We start from the raw sequence: 18450 nt of genomic DNA, 5'->3' as shown, positions 1-18450 counted from the left end.
ACTGACCGCGAGTGAACGGCCATGACCAAAATTACTGATCTGCGTGTTTTCGACCTGCGTTTTCCGACGTCCCAGAGCCTCGACGGTTCGGATGCGATGAACCCCGACCCGGATTATTCGGCGGCTTATGTCATTCTCGATACCGATGAGCCGGGTCTCAAAGGCCACGGGCTGACCTTCACCATCGGCCGCGGTAATGACATCTGCTGCATGGCCATCGAAGCGATGCGTCATCTGGTCGTCGGCACCGATCTTGCTACCGTCACTGATAACCCCGGCAAATATTGGCGGCATTTGACCAGCGACAGCCAGCTGCGCTGGATCGGTCCGGACAAGGGCGCGATGCATCTCGCCACCGGCGCCGTCGTCAATGCCGTGTGGGATCTGCTGGCCAAGAAGGCGGGCAAGCCGGTCTGGCAGCTCGTTGCCGATATGAGCCCGGAAGAAATCGCCGATATCGTCGACTATCGTTATCTGACCGATGTGCTGACCCGTGACGAAGCGCTTGCAATCCTCAAAAAAGCCGAAAGCGGCAAGAAGGAACGTATCGAGACGCTGAAGAACGAAGGTTATGCCTGCTATACCACGTCGGCCGGCTGGCTCGGTTATGACGACGCCAAGCTGCGCCGCCTTTGCCAGGAAGCCATCGATGCCGGATTCAATCATGTGAAGATGAAGGTCGGCCGCGATCTGGAAGACGATATTCGTCGTCTCACTATCGCCCGTGAGGTGATCGGTCCCGACCGTTACCTGATGATCGACGCCAACCAGGTATGGGAAGTGGATCAGGCAATCGACTGGGTGAAGAAGCTCGCCTTCGCCAAGCCATTCTTCATCGAGGAGCCGACCAGCCCGGACGACGTCGCCGGCCATCGCAAGATCCGCGCGGCCATCGGCCCGGTGAAGGTGGCGACCGGTGAAATGTGCCAGAACCGTATCATGTTCAAGCAGTTCATCGCCGAAGGCGCGATCGACGTGGTGCAGATCGACAGCTGCCGCATGGGCGGTCTGAACGAGGTGCTGGCGGTGCTGCTGATCGCCGCCAAATACAATCTGCCGGTTTGGCCGCATGCCGGCGGCGTCGGCCTTTGCGAATATGTGCAGCATCTGTCGATGATCGACTATCTGGTCGTCTCAGGTACGAAGGAAGGCCGCGTGATCGAATATGTCGACCACCTGCATGAGCACTTCATCGAGCCCTGCGATATCAGAAATGCCGCTTACATGCCGCCGAAACTGCCGGGCTTCTCCATCGAAATGAAGCCGGAGTCGATTGAGACCTACACCTTCGAGGAATAGTCAAAGGATGACAGCGCCTTCTTGAGGCGCTGCCACTCCGTTTCGCTACCGGGAAGGCCGAAACGCATGTCGTTCGGCCTTTCATCAAAAATGCGGACCAGAATGCCGTGCCGGCCGAGATGGCTGAACAGGTCTGCCGCGCGGGGATCCCGCACCAGAGCAAACAGTGAGGTGCCGCCGGCAATTGCCAGCCCCGCTTTCTCCAGCATGGCGTTCATGCGCCGGGCGTCTTCGGCAAGGTGCCGACGCATGGATGATTGCCATTCCCCATCCGCCAGAGCCTGTGTCGCGATATGCAGCGCCGGGCCGGAAACCGCCCAGGGTCCGAGCCTTGCCTCCAGTTCAGCAGCGATATCGGGCTGCGCAATCGCGAAACCCAGCCGAACGCCCGCCATGCCGTAAAATTTGCCGAAGGAGCGCAGGACCACCAGCGCATCCTGACCGGCGGCATCTGCGAGGCTTTCGGCACCTCCTGTCTCGATGAAGGCTTCGTCCACGACGAGCAGCCCACCCCTGCGGCGCATGGTTTCGGCCAGCGACAACAATACGGCGCGATCCGTGATGCGGCCATCGGGGTTATTGGGATTGATTACCACGGCATAGTCGTGAGCCGACATCGCGTTGATGTTTTCCACTTCAGTCACAGCCAGCCCGGCCATGCGTGCGGTCCGGGCATGTTCCGCGTAGGCGGGTGAAAGAACGGCGCCGCTCTTGGCCCCGCGCGCGATAGCGATCTGAGCCAGCAATGGCATCAGCATCTGGGTGCCGGGGGAAAGCGCCACATGCCGGGCGGAAGGCGCGTCGAAATGCGCTGCGGCCAGATGTTTCAATTCTTCGGCGGCGTCCGGTTCCGGCAGGCGCGCGAATGCGCTGGCGGGGATCGGCGAATGCGGGTAGGAGTGCGGATTGATCCCGGTCGAAAGGTCGATCCATGGTTCTGGCGCTTCAGGAAACATCAGACGCGCCCTGCCGAGATTGCCGCCGTGACGGATCGCAGCTTTCGCCTTTTCTGGTACTGTCTCGCCCATGTTCTTTGCTCTCGCTTTCCTGTCGCTCGTGATCGAACGCCTGACCGGCTATCCGGACTGGCTGTTCAAACGCATCGGCCATCCCGTCACCTGGATCGGTTCGCTTATCGCGCTGCTGGACAAAAAATGGAACCGGGAGAACGCGTCATTTTCACAGCGCAAGGGGCCAGGTGTGGCGGCGCTCGTCGTTTTCGTCGGGCTGACGCTGCTTGTTGCATGGTTAGCGCAATTCGTTCTCCTCTTCCTGCCCTTCGGCCTTTTGCTGGTTGCCGTGCTTGGCGCTTCGCTGCCGGCGCAGAAAAGTCTCGAGCAGCATGTGGAGGCTGTCGCCACTGCGCTGGAACGAGAGGGTGTGGAAGGCGGCCGCAAGGTGGTATCGATGATCGTCGGGCGCGATCCGCAAAAGCTGGACGAGGCGGCGATCTGCCGGGCGGCGATCGAAAGTCTGGCCGAGAATTTTTCCGACGGCATCGTCGCGCCTGCCTTCTGGCTCGGTCTCCTGGGCCTGCCGGGCGGTGCGGTTTACAAGGCGATCAATACGGCCGACAGCATGATCGGCCATCGCTCACCCCGCCATGAGGCCTTCGGCTGGGCCTCCGCCCGGCTGGACGATCTGGTCAATCTGCCGGCCTCACGGTTGAGCGGCGGTCTTTTCGTGGCCGCGGCGTTTTTTGTTAAGGGCGCATCACCCGGCGGAGCCATGGCCGCGATACGTCGCGATGCCCATCATCACCGTTCTCCCAATGCCGGCTGGCCGGAGGCGGCGCTGTCCGGCGCTCTCGGCTTTGCGCTCGCAGGGCCGCGCTCCTATGGCGGGCAGATGATCGAGGCGCGTTTCATGGGCGAAGGCGGGAGGGCGGCGCTGGTCGCCGGCGATATTCGCAGGGCGCTGCGGCTCACACGGGTCGCCGATCTGTTGTTGATCGGCCTGCTGGGACTTTTGGCGATCTTTATCGCGCTATAGCAAGCAGACGGTCGAGATCGAGGTGCTGTTCCATATGCGCCGCGAGGCGATCAAGAATGGCGTCCACTTGCGCATCGTAGTTCAGTTCCGTGTTCTGTCCGCCAAGCCGCTCAAGCCACGCGCCGCGTTGGCGGTCATCCGAAAACAGGCCGTGAATATAAGTGCCGAAGATGCGGCCGTCAGGCGACACGGCGCCGTCTTCATGCCCATTAATTTTCGAAAAAGGCAGGCCGTCGGTTCCGCTCGTGGTTTCACCGACATGCATTTCATAGCCGGATAAACCAATTCCGTCGAAACTCTTCCCTGTAACGGAAACCAGCCTTTTGTCGCCCGTCAGAACAGTGTCGACGTCCAGCAGACCGAGCCCGTCGACTGTTGCCGGCGGTCCTTCGATGCCTTCGGGATCGGCAACTGTTTTCCCAAGCATCTGGTATCCGCCGCAGAGGCCCAGAACATGGCCGCCGCATCTCACATGCGCCTTGATATCGATGTCGAGCCCTGTATTTTTCAGCACGGCAAGATCGGCGATGGTGGCTTTCGAGCCGCAAAGCAGCACCAGCCGGCAACCGGCGGGAATGGTTTCGCCCGGCCGCACGCGGATCAGTTCGACATCCGGTTCCATGTCCAACGGATCGAGATCATCGAAATTGGAAATATGCGGAAGGATCGGCACTGCAATGCGGATCTTCGCGCCCGGCTTTCGCTCAGCCGGGCCGGAAAGCCCGAGAGCATCTTCAGCCGGTAGCTTCGCGGCGTCGGCAAAATGTGGCAGGAGCCCGATGGAGGCCCAGCCGGTTTTTTCTGTAATTATCCGCATGCCGTCTGAAAACAGGGCCGGATCCCCGCGAAAGCGATTGACGATAAAACCTTCGATCATCGCCGCGTCTTCAGCGTCGAGCACGGCTTTGGTGCCGACGAGGCTGGCGATGACGCCGCCCCGGTCGATATCGCCGATCAGGATCACGGGCGCGTCCGCAGCTCTCGCAAAACCCATATTGGCGATATCATTGGCACGCAGGTTGATTTCAGACGCGCTACCCGCGCCTTCCACCAGCACCAGATCGGCCTGTTGTTTCAGGCGGTTGAAGCTTTCGAGCACGCGCGGCATCAGCCCGGCCTTCATGTGCTGATAATCGGCCGCTTTGGCATTGCCGGCGATCTTGCCCTGCACCACCACCTGTGCGCCGGTCTCGCTCTGCGGCTTCAGGAGCACCGGGTTCATGTGCACGGAAAGCGGCACGCCCGCCGCCCGTGCCTGCAGCGCCTGCGCGCGGCCAATCTCGCCGCCATCGGCGGTGACCGCCGCATTGTTTGACATGTTCTGCGGTTTGAACGGCATGACGGACAGGCCCCGCCTGACGAAGGCGCGGGCAAGGCCGGCCACCATCAGCGATTTGCCGACATCCGAGCCGGTTCCCTGAAACATCAGCACGCGTGCAGCCATGTCAGAATTCTATCCCCGCCTGCGCCTTCACGCCCGCCTTGAAGTGATGTTTCACGAGGGTCATTTCCGTCACCATATCGGCCGCGTCGATGAGCGGTTGCTTGGCGTTGCGGCCGGTGACGATGACATGCAGATCGGGCCTGCGGCTGGAAAGCGTCTCGACCACCTCTTCCAGCGGCAGGTAATCGTAACGGAGCGCGATGTTCAGCTCATCGAGGATCAGCAGGCCGATGGTCTCGTCCGCCATCAGGATCTTGGCTTCTTCCCAGGCCTTTGCCGCCGCTGCGACATCGCGTTTCAAATCCTGCGTGTCCCAGGTGAAGCCTTCGCCCATGGTGCGCCACACGACCCTGTCGCCGAACAAAGTCAGCGTCTGCTGTTCTCCCGTCGACCATGCGCCCTTGATGAATTGAACGACGCCGACCCGCCGCCCGGTGCCGAGCATGCGCAGGGCAAGGCCGAAAGCGGCGGTGGATTTGCCCTTACCGGGACCGGTATTGATCATCAGCAGACCTTTTTCGATGGTCTTTTCCGCAACCTCGGCGTCCTGCACCGTCTTGCGGTTGACCATTTTCTGCCGGTGGCGTTCGGCTTCGCTGTCGCTGATGTCGCGTGTCATCGCGTTTTCCTTTTCATCCAGCGGCGCGGGACCCGGTGCCCCCGCCATTCGGAGCGGCGACTATACCCAATTTGCCGCACCCGGCAATGTGCGTGCCACAGGGCCGCGGCATTGACCCTCACGCCCGTTCAGCCTAAGGGTAACGGACTGACGGTCTTTTCCCGGCAACGGGAAAAGCTAAGAGGGAACACGGTTCCAGCCCGACTACCGGGTCATTCCGTGGCTGCCCCCGCAACTGTAAGCGGTAAGCCCGCACCGTAAAGCCACTGGACACCTCAACGGGTTCGGGAAGGCGGTGTCAGGATGTAAAGCCGCGAGCCAGGAGACCTGCCGTTTCAGGAAAAACGTCTGCCGGGCGGGGTGCTCCGGTCAGTCGGTTAGATCGAACATCCGGTTTGCGCCTGCCCGCATGCCGTTTTCGACATCCGCACCCCCGAGATTTTTTGCAAGGCGCGGGAAACGATACGGTTTGGATATTTCAGCGACATCTTCATGTGCAGGCGGAAACACGCAGGACGAAACGGCGTCCGGCGTGACCGTCTTCGTTTGCAGAAGCTGTCGTGATGAAGCCGATCCCAATGCCGAACCGCGCCCCGGCTCACGCCTCGCCGATGCCGTCATGGCAAAAGCGGAGGAAACGGGTGTCACCGTTCGTTCCGTCAACTGCCTCGCCAATTGCAAGCGCGGGCTCAGCGCCGTGCTGCGCAGCGCCAATGGGTGGTCCTATGTCTTCGGCGGGCTGACGACCGGTGATGCGGAAGATTTGCTGACCGGCGCACGGCTGCTGGCGGCCGCCTCCGACGGTCTGATGCCCTGGCGCGGCCGCCCCGAACCCTTAAAGCGCGGCATGGTGGCGCGCATTCCCCCATTCGATTTTACCGAGGAGAGATCATGAGCACCCTTCTGGACCGCGTTCCCTGCACCATCGTTACCGGCTTTCTGGGGGCTGGCAAAACCACGCTGCTGCGCGGCCTTCTCGAAAAGCTGGACGGCAAGCGGCTGGCGATCATCGTCAACGAGTTCGGCGATATCGGCATCGATGGCGAGATTCTCAAAGGCTGCGGTATTGAAAGCTGCCCGGAAGAAAACATCGTCGAACTGGCCAATGGCTGCATCTGCTGCACGGTGGCGGATGATTTCCAGCCTGCCATCGAACAGATTCTGAGCCGCCAGCCGAAGGTGGAGCATATCCTCATCGAAACCTCGGGCCTCGCTCTGCCGAAGCCGCTGGTGCAGGCCTTCCAGTGGCCGGCGATCAAGAGCCGCGTGACGGTGGATGCCGTCGTTGCCGTGGTGGATGGCGCCGCCCTTGCCGAAGGGCAGGTGGCGCACGATATGGAAGCACTCGCCGCCCAACGGGCCAATGACGAGGCGCTCGATCACGATGACCCGGTTGAAGAGGTTTTCGAAGACCAGGTCGCCTGCGCCGATCTTATCGTGCTGACCAAGGCTGATCTTCTTGACGATGCCGGGTTGGAGAAGGCCAAGGCGCATGTTCTCGAGCATCTGCCGAAGGCGGCAAAGATCGTCGTGGCTTCCAACGGCGCCATCGACCCCGCCGTGCTGATCGGTCTTGGCCTTGCGGTGGAAGAGGATATCGAAAACCGCCGTACCCACCATGATGGTGAACTCGACCACGAGCATGACGATTTCGACAGCTTCGTCATCGATCTGCCGGCCGTGGCCGACCCGGAAGCGCTGGCAGCCCGTATCGCCGAGACAGCCGCTGCGGAAAATGTTCTGCGCATCAAGGGCTTCATCGAGGTTTCCGCAAAGCCGATGCGCCTGCAGGTGCAGGCTGTCGGCAGCCGCGTCAACCATTATTACGACCGACCCTGGGCCGCGGGTGAGGAACGCCGCAGCCGCCTCGTCGTCATCGGCGAAAAGGGCATCAACCGCGAAAAGATCGAACAGATGCTGGCCGCCTGACGATGCACATCCTCGCCACCACATCCTCGTCTCTGGACGACCTGATCGAGCCGGTTGATCTCAACCAGCCCCGGTCGGGTGTGGTGGTGCTGTCTTTTTCGGCAAGCGATCTGGCCGGGCTGGAACAGGCCTGGCGGCGAACAGAAGGTGCGCTCCCCTCCGTGTCAGCCGCCAATCTGTCCGAGCTTCGACATCCCATGTCGGTCGATCTCTGGATCGAAAAGACGGCGGAACACGCCAGGGTAATTCTTATCCGGATTCTCGGCGGGGCGGAACGCTGGCGTTACGGTGTCGATCAGCTTTCCGCTCTTGCGCGCAGGCGCGGCATCAAGCTTCTGCTTTTGCCGGGTGAGTGCAGCGAAAGGGACGAGAAACTCGAAGCGGCCTCGACCGTCGATCGGCGGATTTTGGCCTCGGTCCTCTCCTTCTTCCGTGAGGGCGGGCAGGAGAATATGGACCGGCTTGCTCTTGGTCTCACCGCTCTTGCAAGGGGCGAGTCATGGCCGGATATCGAAGCCGAACCGCTGCCGAAAGCCGGTTTCTACCGGCCTGGCGGGGGCGTTGTGGACAGGGCGGAAGCCTGCGCGGGTTTTCCCGACGGCGCGCCCGTTCTGCCCATTCTGTTTTACCGTTCCATGCTTCTGGCGGCAGATGCTGCACCGGTGGACGCGCTTTTCGATGCGCTCTCGCAGCGCGGTTTTGCACCCTTGCCGATTTTTGTCAGTGGTCTGAAGGATGGGGAGGCGATTCATCTCCTCGAAACGGTACTGCCCGATCAGAAGCCCGCCGCCATCATTGCCGCCACCGCCTTCGCCAGCCAGACGAATGACGACGGAACAACCCTGTTCGACCGTCTCGGCGTGCCGGTGTTTCAGGTGGTGATGGCGACGACGCGGCGGGACGGATGGGCGGAAAATGCGCGGGGTCTCAATCCCTCCGATCTTGCCATGCATGTCGTCCTGCCGGAACTGGATGGCCGGATTCTCGCCGGTGCGATTTCTTTCAAACAGGCGCGCGTGGATGGCGGCGCGAGTTTGCTCAATGTACCCGAGGCTGATCGTGTCGAGCAGGTGGCAAATCGCATCGCTGCTTTCCTGCGGCTGAGGAATGCCCTTCCACGGGATCGCCGCATTGTCATCCTGATGCCGGATTATCCCGGTGCGGCGCCCGGGCGAACCGGTTATGCCGTCGGTCTCGATGTGCCGCAAAGCGTTCTCGAAATGCTGCAGGATCTCGCCGGGGCCGGTTATACGGTCAAGGATATTCCTAAGACCGCGCGGGCGCTGCTCGACTGCGTCGAGCAACAGGAAGCGGCAATCGATCTTTCCACCTACGAGGCTTTTTTCTCCGCCCTGCCGTCGGCATCTGCCGGGTCCGTAAACGCGACATGGGGCGTGGCAACCGATGACGATGCACTCGTCAATGGTGCATTCCGGTTCCGCGCTGCCCGTTTCGGCGGAGTATTCGTGGCGCTCGCGCCGGACAGGGGTCGCAATGAGGATCGTCGGGTGGACTACCACGACCCTGCCCTGCCGCCGCGTCACGCGCTTGTTGCCTTCGGTGCATGGATGCAGCGGGTTGCGGGTGCGCATGCTATCGTGCATGTGGGCGCGCACGGCACGCTGGAATGGCTGCCGGGCAAGACGGTGGCGCTTTCCCGCAATTGTTTTCCCGAAATCGTAACCGGCTCGCTGCCTGTAGTCTATCCGTTCATCGTTTCCAATCCGGGCGAGGCGGCGGTCGCCAAGCGGCGGATCGCGGCTGTAACCATTGGCCATGTTCCGCCGGCACTCGTGAACGCCGGACTTTCGCCGGAACAGTCGGCGCTGGAGCAGCTCGTCGATGAATATGCGCAGGCGGATGGGCTGGATCGCCGCCGGCGTGACCGGCTGGCGAAACTGATCGTCGAAAAGGCGCTGGAGACCGGGCTTGCGGCGGAAGCGGGCGTGGCTGCGAAGGATGATGCCGATGCGGCCCTCTCACGCATCGACGCCTTTCTCTGCGACCTCAAGGATTTCGCCATCAAGGACGGCCAGCATGTTTTTGGCCGCAGTTCCGAGGGTGAGACCGACTTTCTGAGGCTCGAAAGCGCCAAATCGGAAAAAACCGCCCTGCTTGCCGCGCTCGATGGCCGGCATATCGTCCCCGGCCCTTCAGGCGCGCCTGCGCGCGGGCGGCTCGATGTGTTGCCCACGGGCCGCAATCTCTATGCCGCCGATCCGCGCACCATGCCGACGCCGACGGCTTTCGAGCTGGGCCGCATGGCGGGCGAAGAGGTGCTGCGCCATCATCTGCAGTCCCATGGCGACTGGCCGAAACATCTGGTTTTCGATCTGTGGGGCAGCGCCAGCCTGCGCAATGGCGGTGAGGATGTAGCGCAGGCGCTGCATCTGATGGGGGCAAGACCGATCCACGACCCCGCCACGGGCCGGGTCACCGGCATTGAGGTTCTGCCGCCGGCGAGCCTGGGGCGGCCGCGTGTCGACGTCACCTTTCGCATTTCCGGCCTGTTCCGCGACATGTTCCCGGCGCTGATCGCGCTTCTCGACGCCGCCGCCAAGGCCGTTGCGCGGCGGGAGGAAGCGCCGGGCGACAATCCGCTTGCGGAAGAGGCCGCCACGCTCGGGCATATTCCGGCGCGCATTTTCGGCTCCGCGCCCGGCACCTATGGTGCGGGCATCGAAGAAAAGCTTGCCAGCGGCAAATGGGACGAACGCGAGGAGCTGGGGCAGGCCTATCTCGATGCGGCGAGCCACGCTTTCGGCGGTGCGGACGGGCTGGAGATTTTCGAAGATACCGGTTTTGTGGAGCTGGTCAGGCGCGCCGATCTTCTGGTTCATACCGGTGACGATCCGGGCCGCGACCTTCTGGACGGTTCTTCGGATGTCGCCTTCATCGGCGGTTTTTCCGCCGCGAAAGCCGTGCTTGGCGTCGCCGCCGATATTGTTGCTCTGGACACGACAGATCCGGCGCGTCCGCGTGCAAGGTCGATGACGCAGGCGCTGACGCGGGTGGTGCGCGCGCGCGCCGTCAATCCCCGCTTCATTGCCGGCCAGATGCGGCACGGTCCGCGCGGGGCGGCGGAATTCCTCGAGACGGTGGATCGGTTGATCGGCTTTGCCGAAACCACCCATGCGGTGTCCTCCTCGTTGATCGAGGCGCTTTACGATGCCTATTTCGGCAATGAGGATGTGCGCGACTTCATCCTGCGGGAAAACCCGAAAGCTGCGCAGGTGATGGCCGAACGGTTCTTATCTGCCCGCCGTCGCGGGCTGTGGCACAGCCGCCGCAACGCGGTGGATGCGGAACTTGAAATGCTGGTCCTTCCGCGCCTCCAAAGGGTGGAGGCGTGATGATGGCCGCTGCCGATCCCGTTCAGCCATTTGGCCGCCGTGGCCTCTGCCCGGCCCTGTCCGCTCCCATGCGCACCGGGGACGGTTTTTTGTCGCGGATCGCTTTCGAGGCGGATATCGACCCGCGCGACATGGTGGTGCTTTGTCAGCTTGCCGAGCGGCATGGCAACGGATTGATCGACATTACCGCCCGCGGCGGCCTGCAATTTCGCGGCCTGACGCCGGAAAGTGGCCGCGCTCTGGAAAAAGATGTTCTGGCGCTGGATTTGCCGTTGCGTGCGGGGCTTGCGGTTGAGACGTCGCCTCTTGCCGGTCGGGATGACGCGGAAATTGCTGATGGTCGCCCTCTCGCCGAGGAGATTCGAAAAGAGGCCGACAGGCTCGTTCTCCATGAAAAGCTTGCCGCTAAAATGTCTGTCGTCATCGATGGCGGCGGGCGCCTCTCCATGGAAGATTTGCTGGCCGATATTCGCCTGAAAGCTGTGTCGTTTGATGGGCGGACCGTCTGGCGATTGCTCGTGGGTGGACCGGAAAGCAGGGCGCTGAATGCCGGCTTGGTCGAGACGGACATAGCGGCGAGTGTCGTCCTGTCGCTGCTCGTCTATCTTGCCGGCGAAGGGCCGCTTGCCCGTGGCCGCGATCTGGGCCATTCGACGATAAAAGCGATCTGCGGTGATCGCCTGCTGGATCGGGTGATTGTTGATGACGCCAGAGCGGCTTCTGCGTCTCTGGGACTGATGATGACGGGAAAGGATCGCTTCGCCATTGCTGTCGCGCCTGCTTTCGGGCAAATCCGGGCCTACGATTTGTCGCATCTCTGCGAACGGGCCGGTACCCTCGGCATCACGGCCCTGCGGCCGGCACCAAACCATAGCCTGCTATTCTTTGGATCGTCATCTGCCTGCGGCGCATTGCTTGAGATTGCAAGGGCGTCCGGTTTCGTCACGACGGCAGGTGACGCGCGCTCTTCTATTGCCGCCTGTCCCGGCGCGCCGGGCTGCGCTTCGGCTTTTCTCCCCACCCATGAATTGGCCGCCTTTGCGTCTGAGGAATGCGCCTCGTTGCTGGATGGCTCCTTCACGCTGCATATTTCCGGCTGCGGCAAAGGTTGCGCGCACCCCGCGCCGTCGCTTCTCACTTTTTCCGGCACCGCCGATGGCCTGGCCTTTTCGATTTCGGGTCGCGCCGGTGACCTGCCGGATGGCATTTTACCTTTCCAGCATCACAGGACGGCGCTTTCGCGGCTTGCCCGTCTTTACGAAAAAGAACATAAGCCCGGTGAAAACGCCGCCACCCTGTTTGCCCGGCTGGGTAAACAGACGATCGGTGCGGCGCTTCGACAGGATGACCGATGACCGACTATGACTATATTCGCGACGGCAATGCGATCTATGAGCGCTCCTTCGCCATCATTCGCGAGGAGGCGGATTTGTCCGCCTTTACCGAAGAGCAGGCGGATATCGCCATTCGCATGATCCACGCCTGCGGGCAGGTGGAGGCAGCCAGCCATTTCCGCTTTTCGCCGGATTTTGTTGCCGCTGCACGCGGTGCTCTACGAGCCGGCAAGCCTGTTCTCTGCGATGCGGAAATGGTTGCCCATGGCGTGACGCGCGCCCGCCTTCCGGCTGATAACGAGGTGGTCTGTACCCTTCGCGATCCCCGCACGCCGGAGCTGGCGAAAACGATCGGCAACACCCGCTCCGCCGCCGCGCTCGATCTTTGGGCAGAGAAGCTGGACGGCGCTCTCGTTGCCATTGGCAATGCGCCGACTGCACTGTTCTATCTGCTTGAGATGCTGGAAAAAGGCGCCGCGCGCCCGGCCGCCATCATCGGCATGCCGGTTGGCTTTGTCGGTGCGGCGGAATCGAAAGATGCGCTGGAGGCAAGTTCGCTTGGCATTCCCTATGCCATCGTCAAGGGACGCATGGGTGGTTCGGCGATGACGGCTGCCGCCATCAACGCCGTTGCGAGGGCTGGCCTGTGAGCGCGGCTCTTTTCGAACATCCGAAGGGTAGGCTCGTTGGCGTCGGCACCGGCCCCGGAGATCCCGAGCTTCTGACGCTGAAGGCTGTCCGCGCCATTGAAAACGCCGATGTGCTCGCCTTTTTCTGCAAGAAAGGCGGCACCGGCAACGGTCGCGGTATTGTCGAAGCCTTCATTCGCCCCGGCACGCTGGAAATGCCGCTGGTCTATCCGGTAACCGTCGAAAGCGACAAAAACGGCAACGATTACCGTGATGCCATCGCCGCCTTTTTCGATCAGTCTGCGAAGGACATCGCTGTGCATCTCGAAGCCGGGCGCAATGTCGCCGTGCTGTCGGAAGGCGATCCGCTGTTTTACGGTTCTTATATGCACCTTCATCTGCGGCTTGCGCCATCTTATCCGGCGGAGGTCGTTGCGGGTATCACGGCCATGTCCGGCTGCTGGTCCATGGCCGGTCTGCCGCTTGTGCAGGGCGATGATATTTTGAGCGTGCTTCCCGGTACGCTCGGCGAAGATGTTCTGACGGAACGTCTGTCCGGCACTGATGGCGCGGTGATCATGAAGGTAGGGCGCAACCTGCCGAAGATTCGCCGGGCGCTGGAAAAGGCCGGCAAGCTTGAAGACGCGCTTTATGTCGAGCGTGGCACCATGGCCAACAGCCATGCGGTGCGGCTCATCGAACGCGATGCATCGCCTGCGCCCTATTTTTCGCTGGTTCTGGTGCCGGGCTGGAAAACCAGACCCTCTTCAGGTGAAAAGTCATGACCGGCAGGCTCGTCGTTGTCGGCCTCGGCCCGGGCAGCGCGGCGCAGGCGACGCCGGAGGCGCTTGCCGCGGTCGAGACTTCTGAGGATTTCTTCGGTTATATTCCCTATCTCGACCGGCTGGCGCTTGAGCCGCACCAGCGTCGTCATGCATCCGATAATCGCGAGGAGATTTCCCGCGCCGAGCAGGCTCTGCGGCTTGCGGCTTCAGGTGGCAAGGTGTGCGTGGTGTCCGGCGGTGATCCCGGCGTTTTCGCCATGGCGGCAGCGGTCTGCGAGGCGATTGAAAGCGGCCCTGCTGAATGGCGCGATATCGATTTCTCCGTCGTGCCGGGTGTGACTGCCATGCTGGCCGTGGCCGCAAAGGCCGGCGCGCCGCTTGGCCATGATTTCTGCGCCATTTCGCTGTCGGATAATCTGAAACCCTGGGGCATCATTGAAAAACGGCTGATCGCGGCGGCGGAAGCAGGCTTTGTGATGGCGTTCTACAATCCCGTCAGCAAGGCGCGTCCGCACCAGCTCGCTACCGCTTTTGATCTGTTACGCGCGCATTTGCCCGGCTCGGTGCCGGTGATCTTCGGTCGCGCGGCAGGCCGGGCGGATGAGCGTATTCGGGTCGTGCCTCTTTCGGAAGCCTCGAGCGACATGGCGGATATGGCCACCTGTATCATCGTCGGTTCGGTTGAAACCCGTCTGATCGAGCGTTCCGGCAAAGAACCGCTGGTTTATTCGCCGCGTTTTTCGAAAAGAGAGAGCTGATGGTGGATGGCGGTGAGCGCAGCGGCAATATCCGGCACCGTCAGGTCATTCAGGGGCGTGTCGTACCGCTGTCGCGGCCGGTCGATCATGATGACCGGCAGGCCGAGCCGTCGCGCTGCTTCGATCTTGCCATAGCTCGCGCTGCCGCCGGAGTTTTTCGAGACCACCGCCTCGATGCGGTTTTCTTCCAGCATGCGGATTTCGTCGTCCAGCGCAAAGGGGCCGCGCGCGGTAATATAGCGCGCATGCGGCACTTTCAGTGGCGGCTCCACCGGGTCGACGCTGCGGATGAGATAGTTGTGCTGGGGCGCGGCTTCGAAAGGAAGAAGCTCCTGTCGGCCGAGCGCCAGAAACGCGCGCCTGCCTTCGCTGCCGAGCGCGGTGACAGCCTGTTCGACGCTGTCCACCTCATGCCACCTGTCACCAGGCTGGCGCTGCCAGGCAGGACGCGAAAGGACGACCAGCGGAACTTTGGCAAGCCCTGCCGCCTCAATGGCATTGGCCGAAATCTTCGCCGCATAGGGATGGGTGGCGTCCACCAGAATATCGAAATTCTCTGCGCGAATGAAATCCGCCAACCCGCCCGCGCCGCCAAAACCGCCGCTGCGCATCGGCACCGGCTGTTCGACCGGCGAGAGCGTGCGACCGGCCATGGAGAGCAGAATTCGGTAGCCGGATTCTTCGGCCAGCCTGCCGGCCAGAATGCGGGCATCCGCCGTGCCGCCAAGGATGAGTATGGAGCGTGTCATGACGTCTGAATATTCTGGAACGGGCGATGCTTCCACAGAAAAGAAAGAGAAGCCCTGGCTTTCCATCGTCGGCATTGGCGAGGATGGGCTTAAGGGGCTGGGCCGGAATGCGATTGAGGCGATTGAGGCGGCCGAGGTGGTTTTCGGCGGCAAACGCCATCTGGAACTGGCGGCTGCGGCCATTCGTGGTGAAGCACGGCGCTGGCCGGTGCCGTTCGACACGGATATGAGCGATGTCGTGGTGTTGCGTGGCAAAAGGGTTTGTGTGCTGGCTTCCGGCGATCCGTTCTTTTATGGCGTCGGTATTACGCTTCTGCGGCGTATCGATGCGGGTGAGACGGTTTCTTATCCCTCGTCCTCCGCTTTCTCGCTGGCCGCCGCGCGGCTCGGCTGGGCGCTGCAATCGGTCGACTGCGTTTCGCTACATGGGCGCTCCATCGATCTCCTGCGGCCGTATCTTCATGCCGGCGCACGCATCATCGCGCTCACCTCGGATGCCCACGCCCCGGCCTTGATCGCGGAATTGTTGTCCGATTTGGGTTTCGGCCAGTCGGAATTCGTCTTGCTTGAAGCCCTGGGTGGAGAGCGGGAGAGGCGGCGGCAGGTCAGGGCCGCTGATTTCGCATTTGCTGATATTGATCCGCTGAACGTGGTAGCGATTGACGTCGTGGCGGATGAAGGTGCGCGCGTTCTGCCTCTCACATGTGGGCTTGATGATAGCCTGTTCGAACATGACGGGCAGATCACCAAGCGTGAAATCCGCGCCGTGACACTTTCTTCTCTTGCCCCACGGCGGGGCGAATTGCTGTGGGATATCGGTGCCGGTTCGGGTTCGATCGGCATAGAATGGATGCTGTCCCATCCCTCGCTCCGTGCAATCGCTATAGAGCAAAACCCGGAAAGGGCCGAGCGTATCGCCCGCAATGCCGAAGTTTTCGGTGTGCCGGCGCTTGAGGTCATGATCGGCGCGGCCCCTGCGGCTTTTGAAGGCCTGCCTCAGCCGGATGCTATTTTCATCGGTGGCGGCGGCAGTGAAGCGGGTGTGCTCGAGGGTGCAATGGAGGCCCTGAAGCCCGGCGGGCGGCTGGTCGCCAATGCGGTGACGCTGGAAATGGAGGCGGCGCTGCTTGCTGCCCATGCGCGGCACGGCGGATCGATGATCCGTCTGGATGTGTCGCGGGTGACGGCTGTCGGTTCCATGTCGGGTTGGCGTCCGGCAATGCCGGTGACGCAATGGAGCTGGACCAAGCCATGGTGACAGTGGCTGGCATAGGCTGCCGCAGAGGTGCGGGTTCGGATGCTGTCATCGCCGGATTGCGCGCTGCGGAGCATGCTTTTGGCATGACGGTGGAATGCCTGGCGACTGCGCCGCTCAAAGCCGATGAAGCCGGTCTTGTGGAGGCGGCGAAAAGCCTGTCGCTGTCGCTGGAAATCGTCTCGCAGGAGCGGCTTGAGGCGGTTGCTTCGAAAACGATGACATTTTCACAGGCAAGCCTTGATCATGCCGGCTCGCCAAGTGTGAGCGAAGCGGCGGCGCTTGCCGCCGCCGGAGAGAATGCAAGGCTGGTCGCGCCGCGTCTTGTGGTTGGCGATGTGACGGTGGCCATCGCAACGACTGACGATGCCCCGCAAGATAGCGGCTGCGCCATAGAACATGGAGAACAACAATGACGGTTCATTTCATCGGCGCCGGTCCGGGTGCTGCCGATCTCATTACGGTGCGCGGGCGCGATCTTATCGCCGCCTGCCCGGTGTGCCTTTATGCCGGCTCGCTGGTTCCGAAGGCGCTTATCGATTATTGCCCTCCGGGTGCACGCATCGTCGATACGGCAGCACTTTCGCTTGACGAGATCGAGGCGGAATTCGTGGCTGCAGCAAAGGCCGGCAAGGATGTGGCGCGGCTGCATTCCGGCGACCTTTCCGTCTGGAGCGCCATGGGTGAACAGATCCGCCGTCTGGAGCGGCTGGGTCTCGATTATACCGTCACGCCCGGCGTACCCTCCTTTGCCGCCGCCGCCGCCACTTTGCAGCGGGAACTGACAGTGCCGGAAGTGGCGCAGAGCCTTGTGCTGACCCGCATGTCCGGGCGCGCATCGAAGATGCCTGACGGTGAGACGCTGAAGGCTTTCGGTGCGACGGGTACGACGCTTGCCATCCATCTCGCCATTCATGCCATCGGCAGGGTGGTGGAAGAGCTGACGCCGCTTTACGGTTCGGATTGCCCGGTCGCCATCGTTGTTCGCGCCTCCTGGCCGGATGAGCGGGTCATTCGCGGCACGCTGTTCGACATTGAGGACAAGCTCGCCGCCGAACCGGTGGAGCGGACGGCCCTGATCTTCGTCGGGCGTGGACTTGCCTCGACGGATTTTCGCGAAAGCGCGCTTTATAGCACCGATTATGTCCGGCGGTTCCGGTCTCCGAAGGAAGATGCGAAGGGCTGATGCGACGGCGTGGAGGCGGTGCGCCCCTTGAGCGCGCTTTGACGATCGAAAACCAGAATATCGAGCGCAATGGCGGGCGTCTTCAGCGCCGCCGCTGCGGTTACCCAGGCTTTTTCAGCAACGACCGCACCGAGGTCTATTCCCGCACGTTCGGCCAACTCAAAGGCGTGCGCGACCATGTTGGCCTGACGGATGGTAACGGCGAGATTTTCATCTCCTCCAGCTTCCGTCGCCAATGCCGCCAGCGCATCGAGATCGGCGAGACCCTTCTTGGAGTGCACATCGAGCATGCCCTGGGCGAGCTTGGTCATCTTGGCGACGCCGCCGGCAATCGTAACGCGCTCGATGGGGTGGCTGCGCAGATATTTCAGCATGCCGCCGATGAAATCGCCCATATCGATCAGCGCGGTTTCAGGCAGATCGTAAAGCGCCTGACCGGCTTTTTCGGAGGTGTTGCCGGTGGCGCCCAGCACATGGGTGCAGCCGGTCGCACGCGCCACATCGATGCCGCGCCAGATGGAGTGAATCCACGCCGAGCAGGAAAAGGGAATGACGATGCCGGTGGTGCCGAGGATGGAAATGCCGCCGACGATGCCGAGCCTGCCGTTCAGGGTTTTCTCCGCCAGCTTCTCGCCATCGCGGACGGAAATCTCTACCTCGAAATCGGCACTTTCTCCGGCCACCTCGCGAATGGCGGTTTCGATCATCTTGCGCGGTACGGGGTTGATGGCGGGTTCTCCCGGTGGCAGGGGCAGGCCCGGCCGGGTGATGGTCCCGACGCCTTTTCCGGCCTTGAAGATTATGCCGCATCCCGGGTGACCTCGTCTGACCGTGCTTTCGATCAGCGCACCGTGGGTAACGTCCGGATCGTCTCCGGCGTCTTTGATGACGCCGGCGCGCGCGAAGTTTTCGCCCTTTTCCTCGGTGGCGAGGGAAAATGCCGGCCTCGCGCCGCTTGGAAGTTCGACCTCGACAGGGTAAGGAAATTCGCCGGTCAGAAGGGCGGCGCAGGCCGCCTTCGTGGCGGCTGCCGCGCAGGTGCCCGTGGTCCAGCCGCGGCGAAGGGTCTTTCCATCCGTATCCATATGAATTTCTATAGCCGGGACGGCTTTTTCCGT

17 protein-coding genes and 1 riboswitch are annotated in these 18450 nt (G+C 62.2%); of the genes, 12 read left to right on the top strand and 5 right to left on the bottom strand.

Annotated elements, in window-relative coordinates:
- The first annotated feature begins 21 nt into the window (after positions 1 to 21).
- Positions 22 to 1299, top strand: coding sequence for an L-fuconate dehydratase (locus O3W47_RS15880; RefSeq protein WP_269314121.1), 1278 nt, complete (start codon positions 22 to 24; stop codon positions 1297 to 1299).
- Here O3W47_RS15880 and cobD read toward each other — a convergent pair.
- Positions 1281 to 2327, bottom strand: coding sequence for a threonine-phosphate decarboxylase CobD (gene cobD / locus O3W47_RS15875; RefSeq protein ID WP_269314120.1), 1047 nt, complete (start codon positions 2325 to 2327; stop codon positions 1281 to 1283). The two genes, O3W47_RS15880 and cobD, sit on opposite strands and share 19 nt — an antisense overlap.
- Here cobD and cbiB point away from each other — a divergent pair.
- Positions 2326 to 3291 (top strand): adenosylcobinamide-phosphate synthase CbiB, encoded by a 966-nt coding sequence (gene cbiB / locus O3W47_RS15870; RefSeq protein WP_269314119.1) that lies wholly within the window; start codon positions 2326 to 2328, stop codon positions 3289 to 3291. The genes cobD and cbiB overlap by 2 nt on opposite strands.
- Here cbiB and O3W47_RS15865 read toward each other — a convergent pair.
- Together O3W47_RS15865 and cobO are read right to left on the bottom strand one after the other, a co-directional pair.
- Positions 3278 to 4735, bottom strand: coding sequence for a cobyric acid synthase (locus O3W47_RS15865; RefSeq protein ID WP_269314118.1), 1458 nt, complete (start codon positions 4733 to 4735; stop codon positions 3278 to 3280). The genes cbiB and O3W47_RS15865 overlap by 14 nt on opposite strands.
- A 1-nt stretch (position 4736) precedes the next feature.
- Positions 4737 to 5354: a cob(I)yrinic acid a,c-diamide adenosyltransferase gene (gene cobO, locus O3W47_RS15860; protein WP_269314117.1), complete on the bottom strand. Its 618-nt coding sequence runs from the start codon at positions 5352 to 5354 to the stop codon at positions 4737 to 4739.
- Between the two features lie 134 nt (positions 5355 to 5488).
- A riboswitch (cobalamin riboswitch) is annotated at positions 5489 to 5703 on the top strand.
- Positions 5704 to 5823: 120 nt separating this feature from the next.
- On the opposite strand from cobO, the gene O3W47_RS15855 reads away from it, so the two are divergent.
- From O3W47_RS15855 to O3W47_RS15825, 7 genes are read left to right on the top strand one after another with little or no spacing between them, the layout of a single operon-like run.
- Complete coding sequence (locus O3W47_RS15855; protein ID WP_269314116.1) at positions 5824 to 6249, top strand: DUF1636 family protein; 426 nt, start codon at positions 5824 to 5826, stop codon at positions 6247 to 6249.
- A complete protein-coding gene (gene cobW / locus O3W47_RS15850; RefSeq protein ID WP_269314115.1) occupies positions 6246 to 7283 on the top strand; it encodes a cobalamin biosynthesis protein CobW in 1038 nt (345 codons plus the stop codon). The genes O3W47_RS15855 and cobW overlap by 4 nt, the downstream gene beginning before the upstream one ends.
- A gap of 2 nt (positions 7284 to 7285) precedes the next feature.
- Entirely contained in the window at positions 7286 to 10636 is a 3351-nt protein-coding gene (gene cobN / locus O3W47_RS15845; RefSeq protein WP_269314114.1) for a cobaltochelatase subunit CobN, read from the top strand.
- A complete protein-coding gene (gene cobG, locus O3W47_RS15840; protein WP_127756467.1) occupies positions 10636 to 11991 on the top strand; it encodes a precorrin-3B synthase in 1356 nt (451 codons plus the stop codon). Before cobN ends, cobG begins: the two co-directional genes overlap by 1 nt.
- Positions 11988 to 12620 (top strand): precorrin-8X methylmutase, encoded by a 633-nt coding sequence (locus O3W47_RS15835; RefSeq protein WP_003520242.1) that lies wholly within the window; start codon positions 11988 to 11990, stop codon positions 12618 to 12620. The genes cobG and O3W47_RS15835 overlap by 4 nt, the downstream gene beginning before the upstream one ends.
- Positions 12617 to 13384 carry a precorrin-2 C(20)-methyltransferase gene (locus O3W47_RS15830; RefSeq protein WP_127756468.1) on the top strand — a complete coding sequence of 256 codons (768 nt, stop codon included), beginning with the start codon at positions 12617 to 12619 and terminating at the stop codon, positions 13382 to 13384. The genes O3W47_RS15835 and O3W47_RS15830 overlap by 4 nt, the downstream gene beginning before the upstream one ends.
- Positions 13381 to 14142, top strand: coding sequence for a precorrin-3B C(17)-methyltransferase (locus O3W47_RS15825; RefSeq protein ID WP_269314113.1), 762 nt, complete (start codon positions 13381 to 13383; stop codon positions 14140 to 14142). The genes O3W47_RS15830 and O3W47_RS15825 overlap by 4 nt, the downstream gene beginning before the upstream one ends.
- On the opposite strand, the gene O3W47_RS15820 is transcribed toward O3W47_RS15825, so the two are convergent.
- Positions 14109 to 14891 (bottom strand): cobalt-precorrin-6A reductase, encoded by a 783-nt coding sequence (locus O3W47_RS15820; protein WP_269314112.1) that lies wholly within the window; start codon positions 14889 to 14891, stop codon positions 14109 to 14111. The two genes, O3W47_RS15825 and O3W47_RS15820, sit on opposite strands and share 34 nt — an antisense overlap.
- Between O3W47_RS15820 and cbiE the strand changes: the two genes are divergently transcribed.
- From cbiE to cobM, 3 genes are read left to right on the top strand one after another with little or no spacing between them, the layout of a single operon-like run.
- Positions 14890 to 16149 (top strand): precorrin-6y C5,15-methyltransferase (decarboxylating) subunit CbiE, encoded by a 1260-nt coding sequence (gene cbiE / locus O3W47_RS15815; protein ID WP_269314111.1) that lies wholly within the window; start codon positions 14890 to 14892, stop codon positions 16147 to 16149. The genes O3W47_RS15820 and cbiE overlap by 2 nt on opposite strands.
- A complete protein-coding gene (locus O3W47_RS15810) occupies positions 16143 to 16562 on the top strand; it encodes a cobalamin biosynthesis protein (RefSeq protein WP_167857092.1) in 420 nt (139 codons plus the stop codon). The genes cbiE and O3W47_RS15810 overlap by 7 nt, the downstream gene beginning before the upstream one ends.
- Positions 16559 to 17332 (top strand): precorrin-4 C(11)-methyltransferase, encoded by a 774-nt coding sequence (gene cobM / locus O3W47_RS15805; RefSeq protein ID WP_269314110.1) that lies wholly within the window; start codon positions 16559 to 16561, stop codon positions 17330 to 17332. Before O3W47_RS15810 ends, cobM begins: the two co-directional genes overlap by 4 nt.
- On the opposite strand, the gene O3W47_RS15800 is transcribed toward cobM, so the two are convergent.
- Positions 17287 to 18417, bottom strand: a complete 1131-nt coding sequence (locus tag O3W47_RS15800; protein WP_269314109.1) for a cobalt-precorrin-5B (C(1))-methyltransferase — start codon at positions 18415 to 18417, stop codon at positions 17287 to 17289. The genes cobM and O3W47_RS15800 overlap by 46 nt on opposite strands.
- Positions 18418 to 18450: the final 33 nt, after the last annotated feature.

The sequence above is a fragment of the Agrobacterium sp. LMR679 genome, assembly GCF_027157905.1.
GTDB classification, from domain to species: domain Bacteria; phylum Pseudomonadota; class Alphaproteobacteria; order Rhizobiales; family Rhizobiaceae; genus Agrobacterium; species Agrobacterium leguminum.
This window is presented reverse-complemented; position numbering and strand designations above follow the sequence as displayed.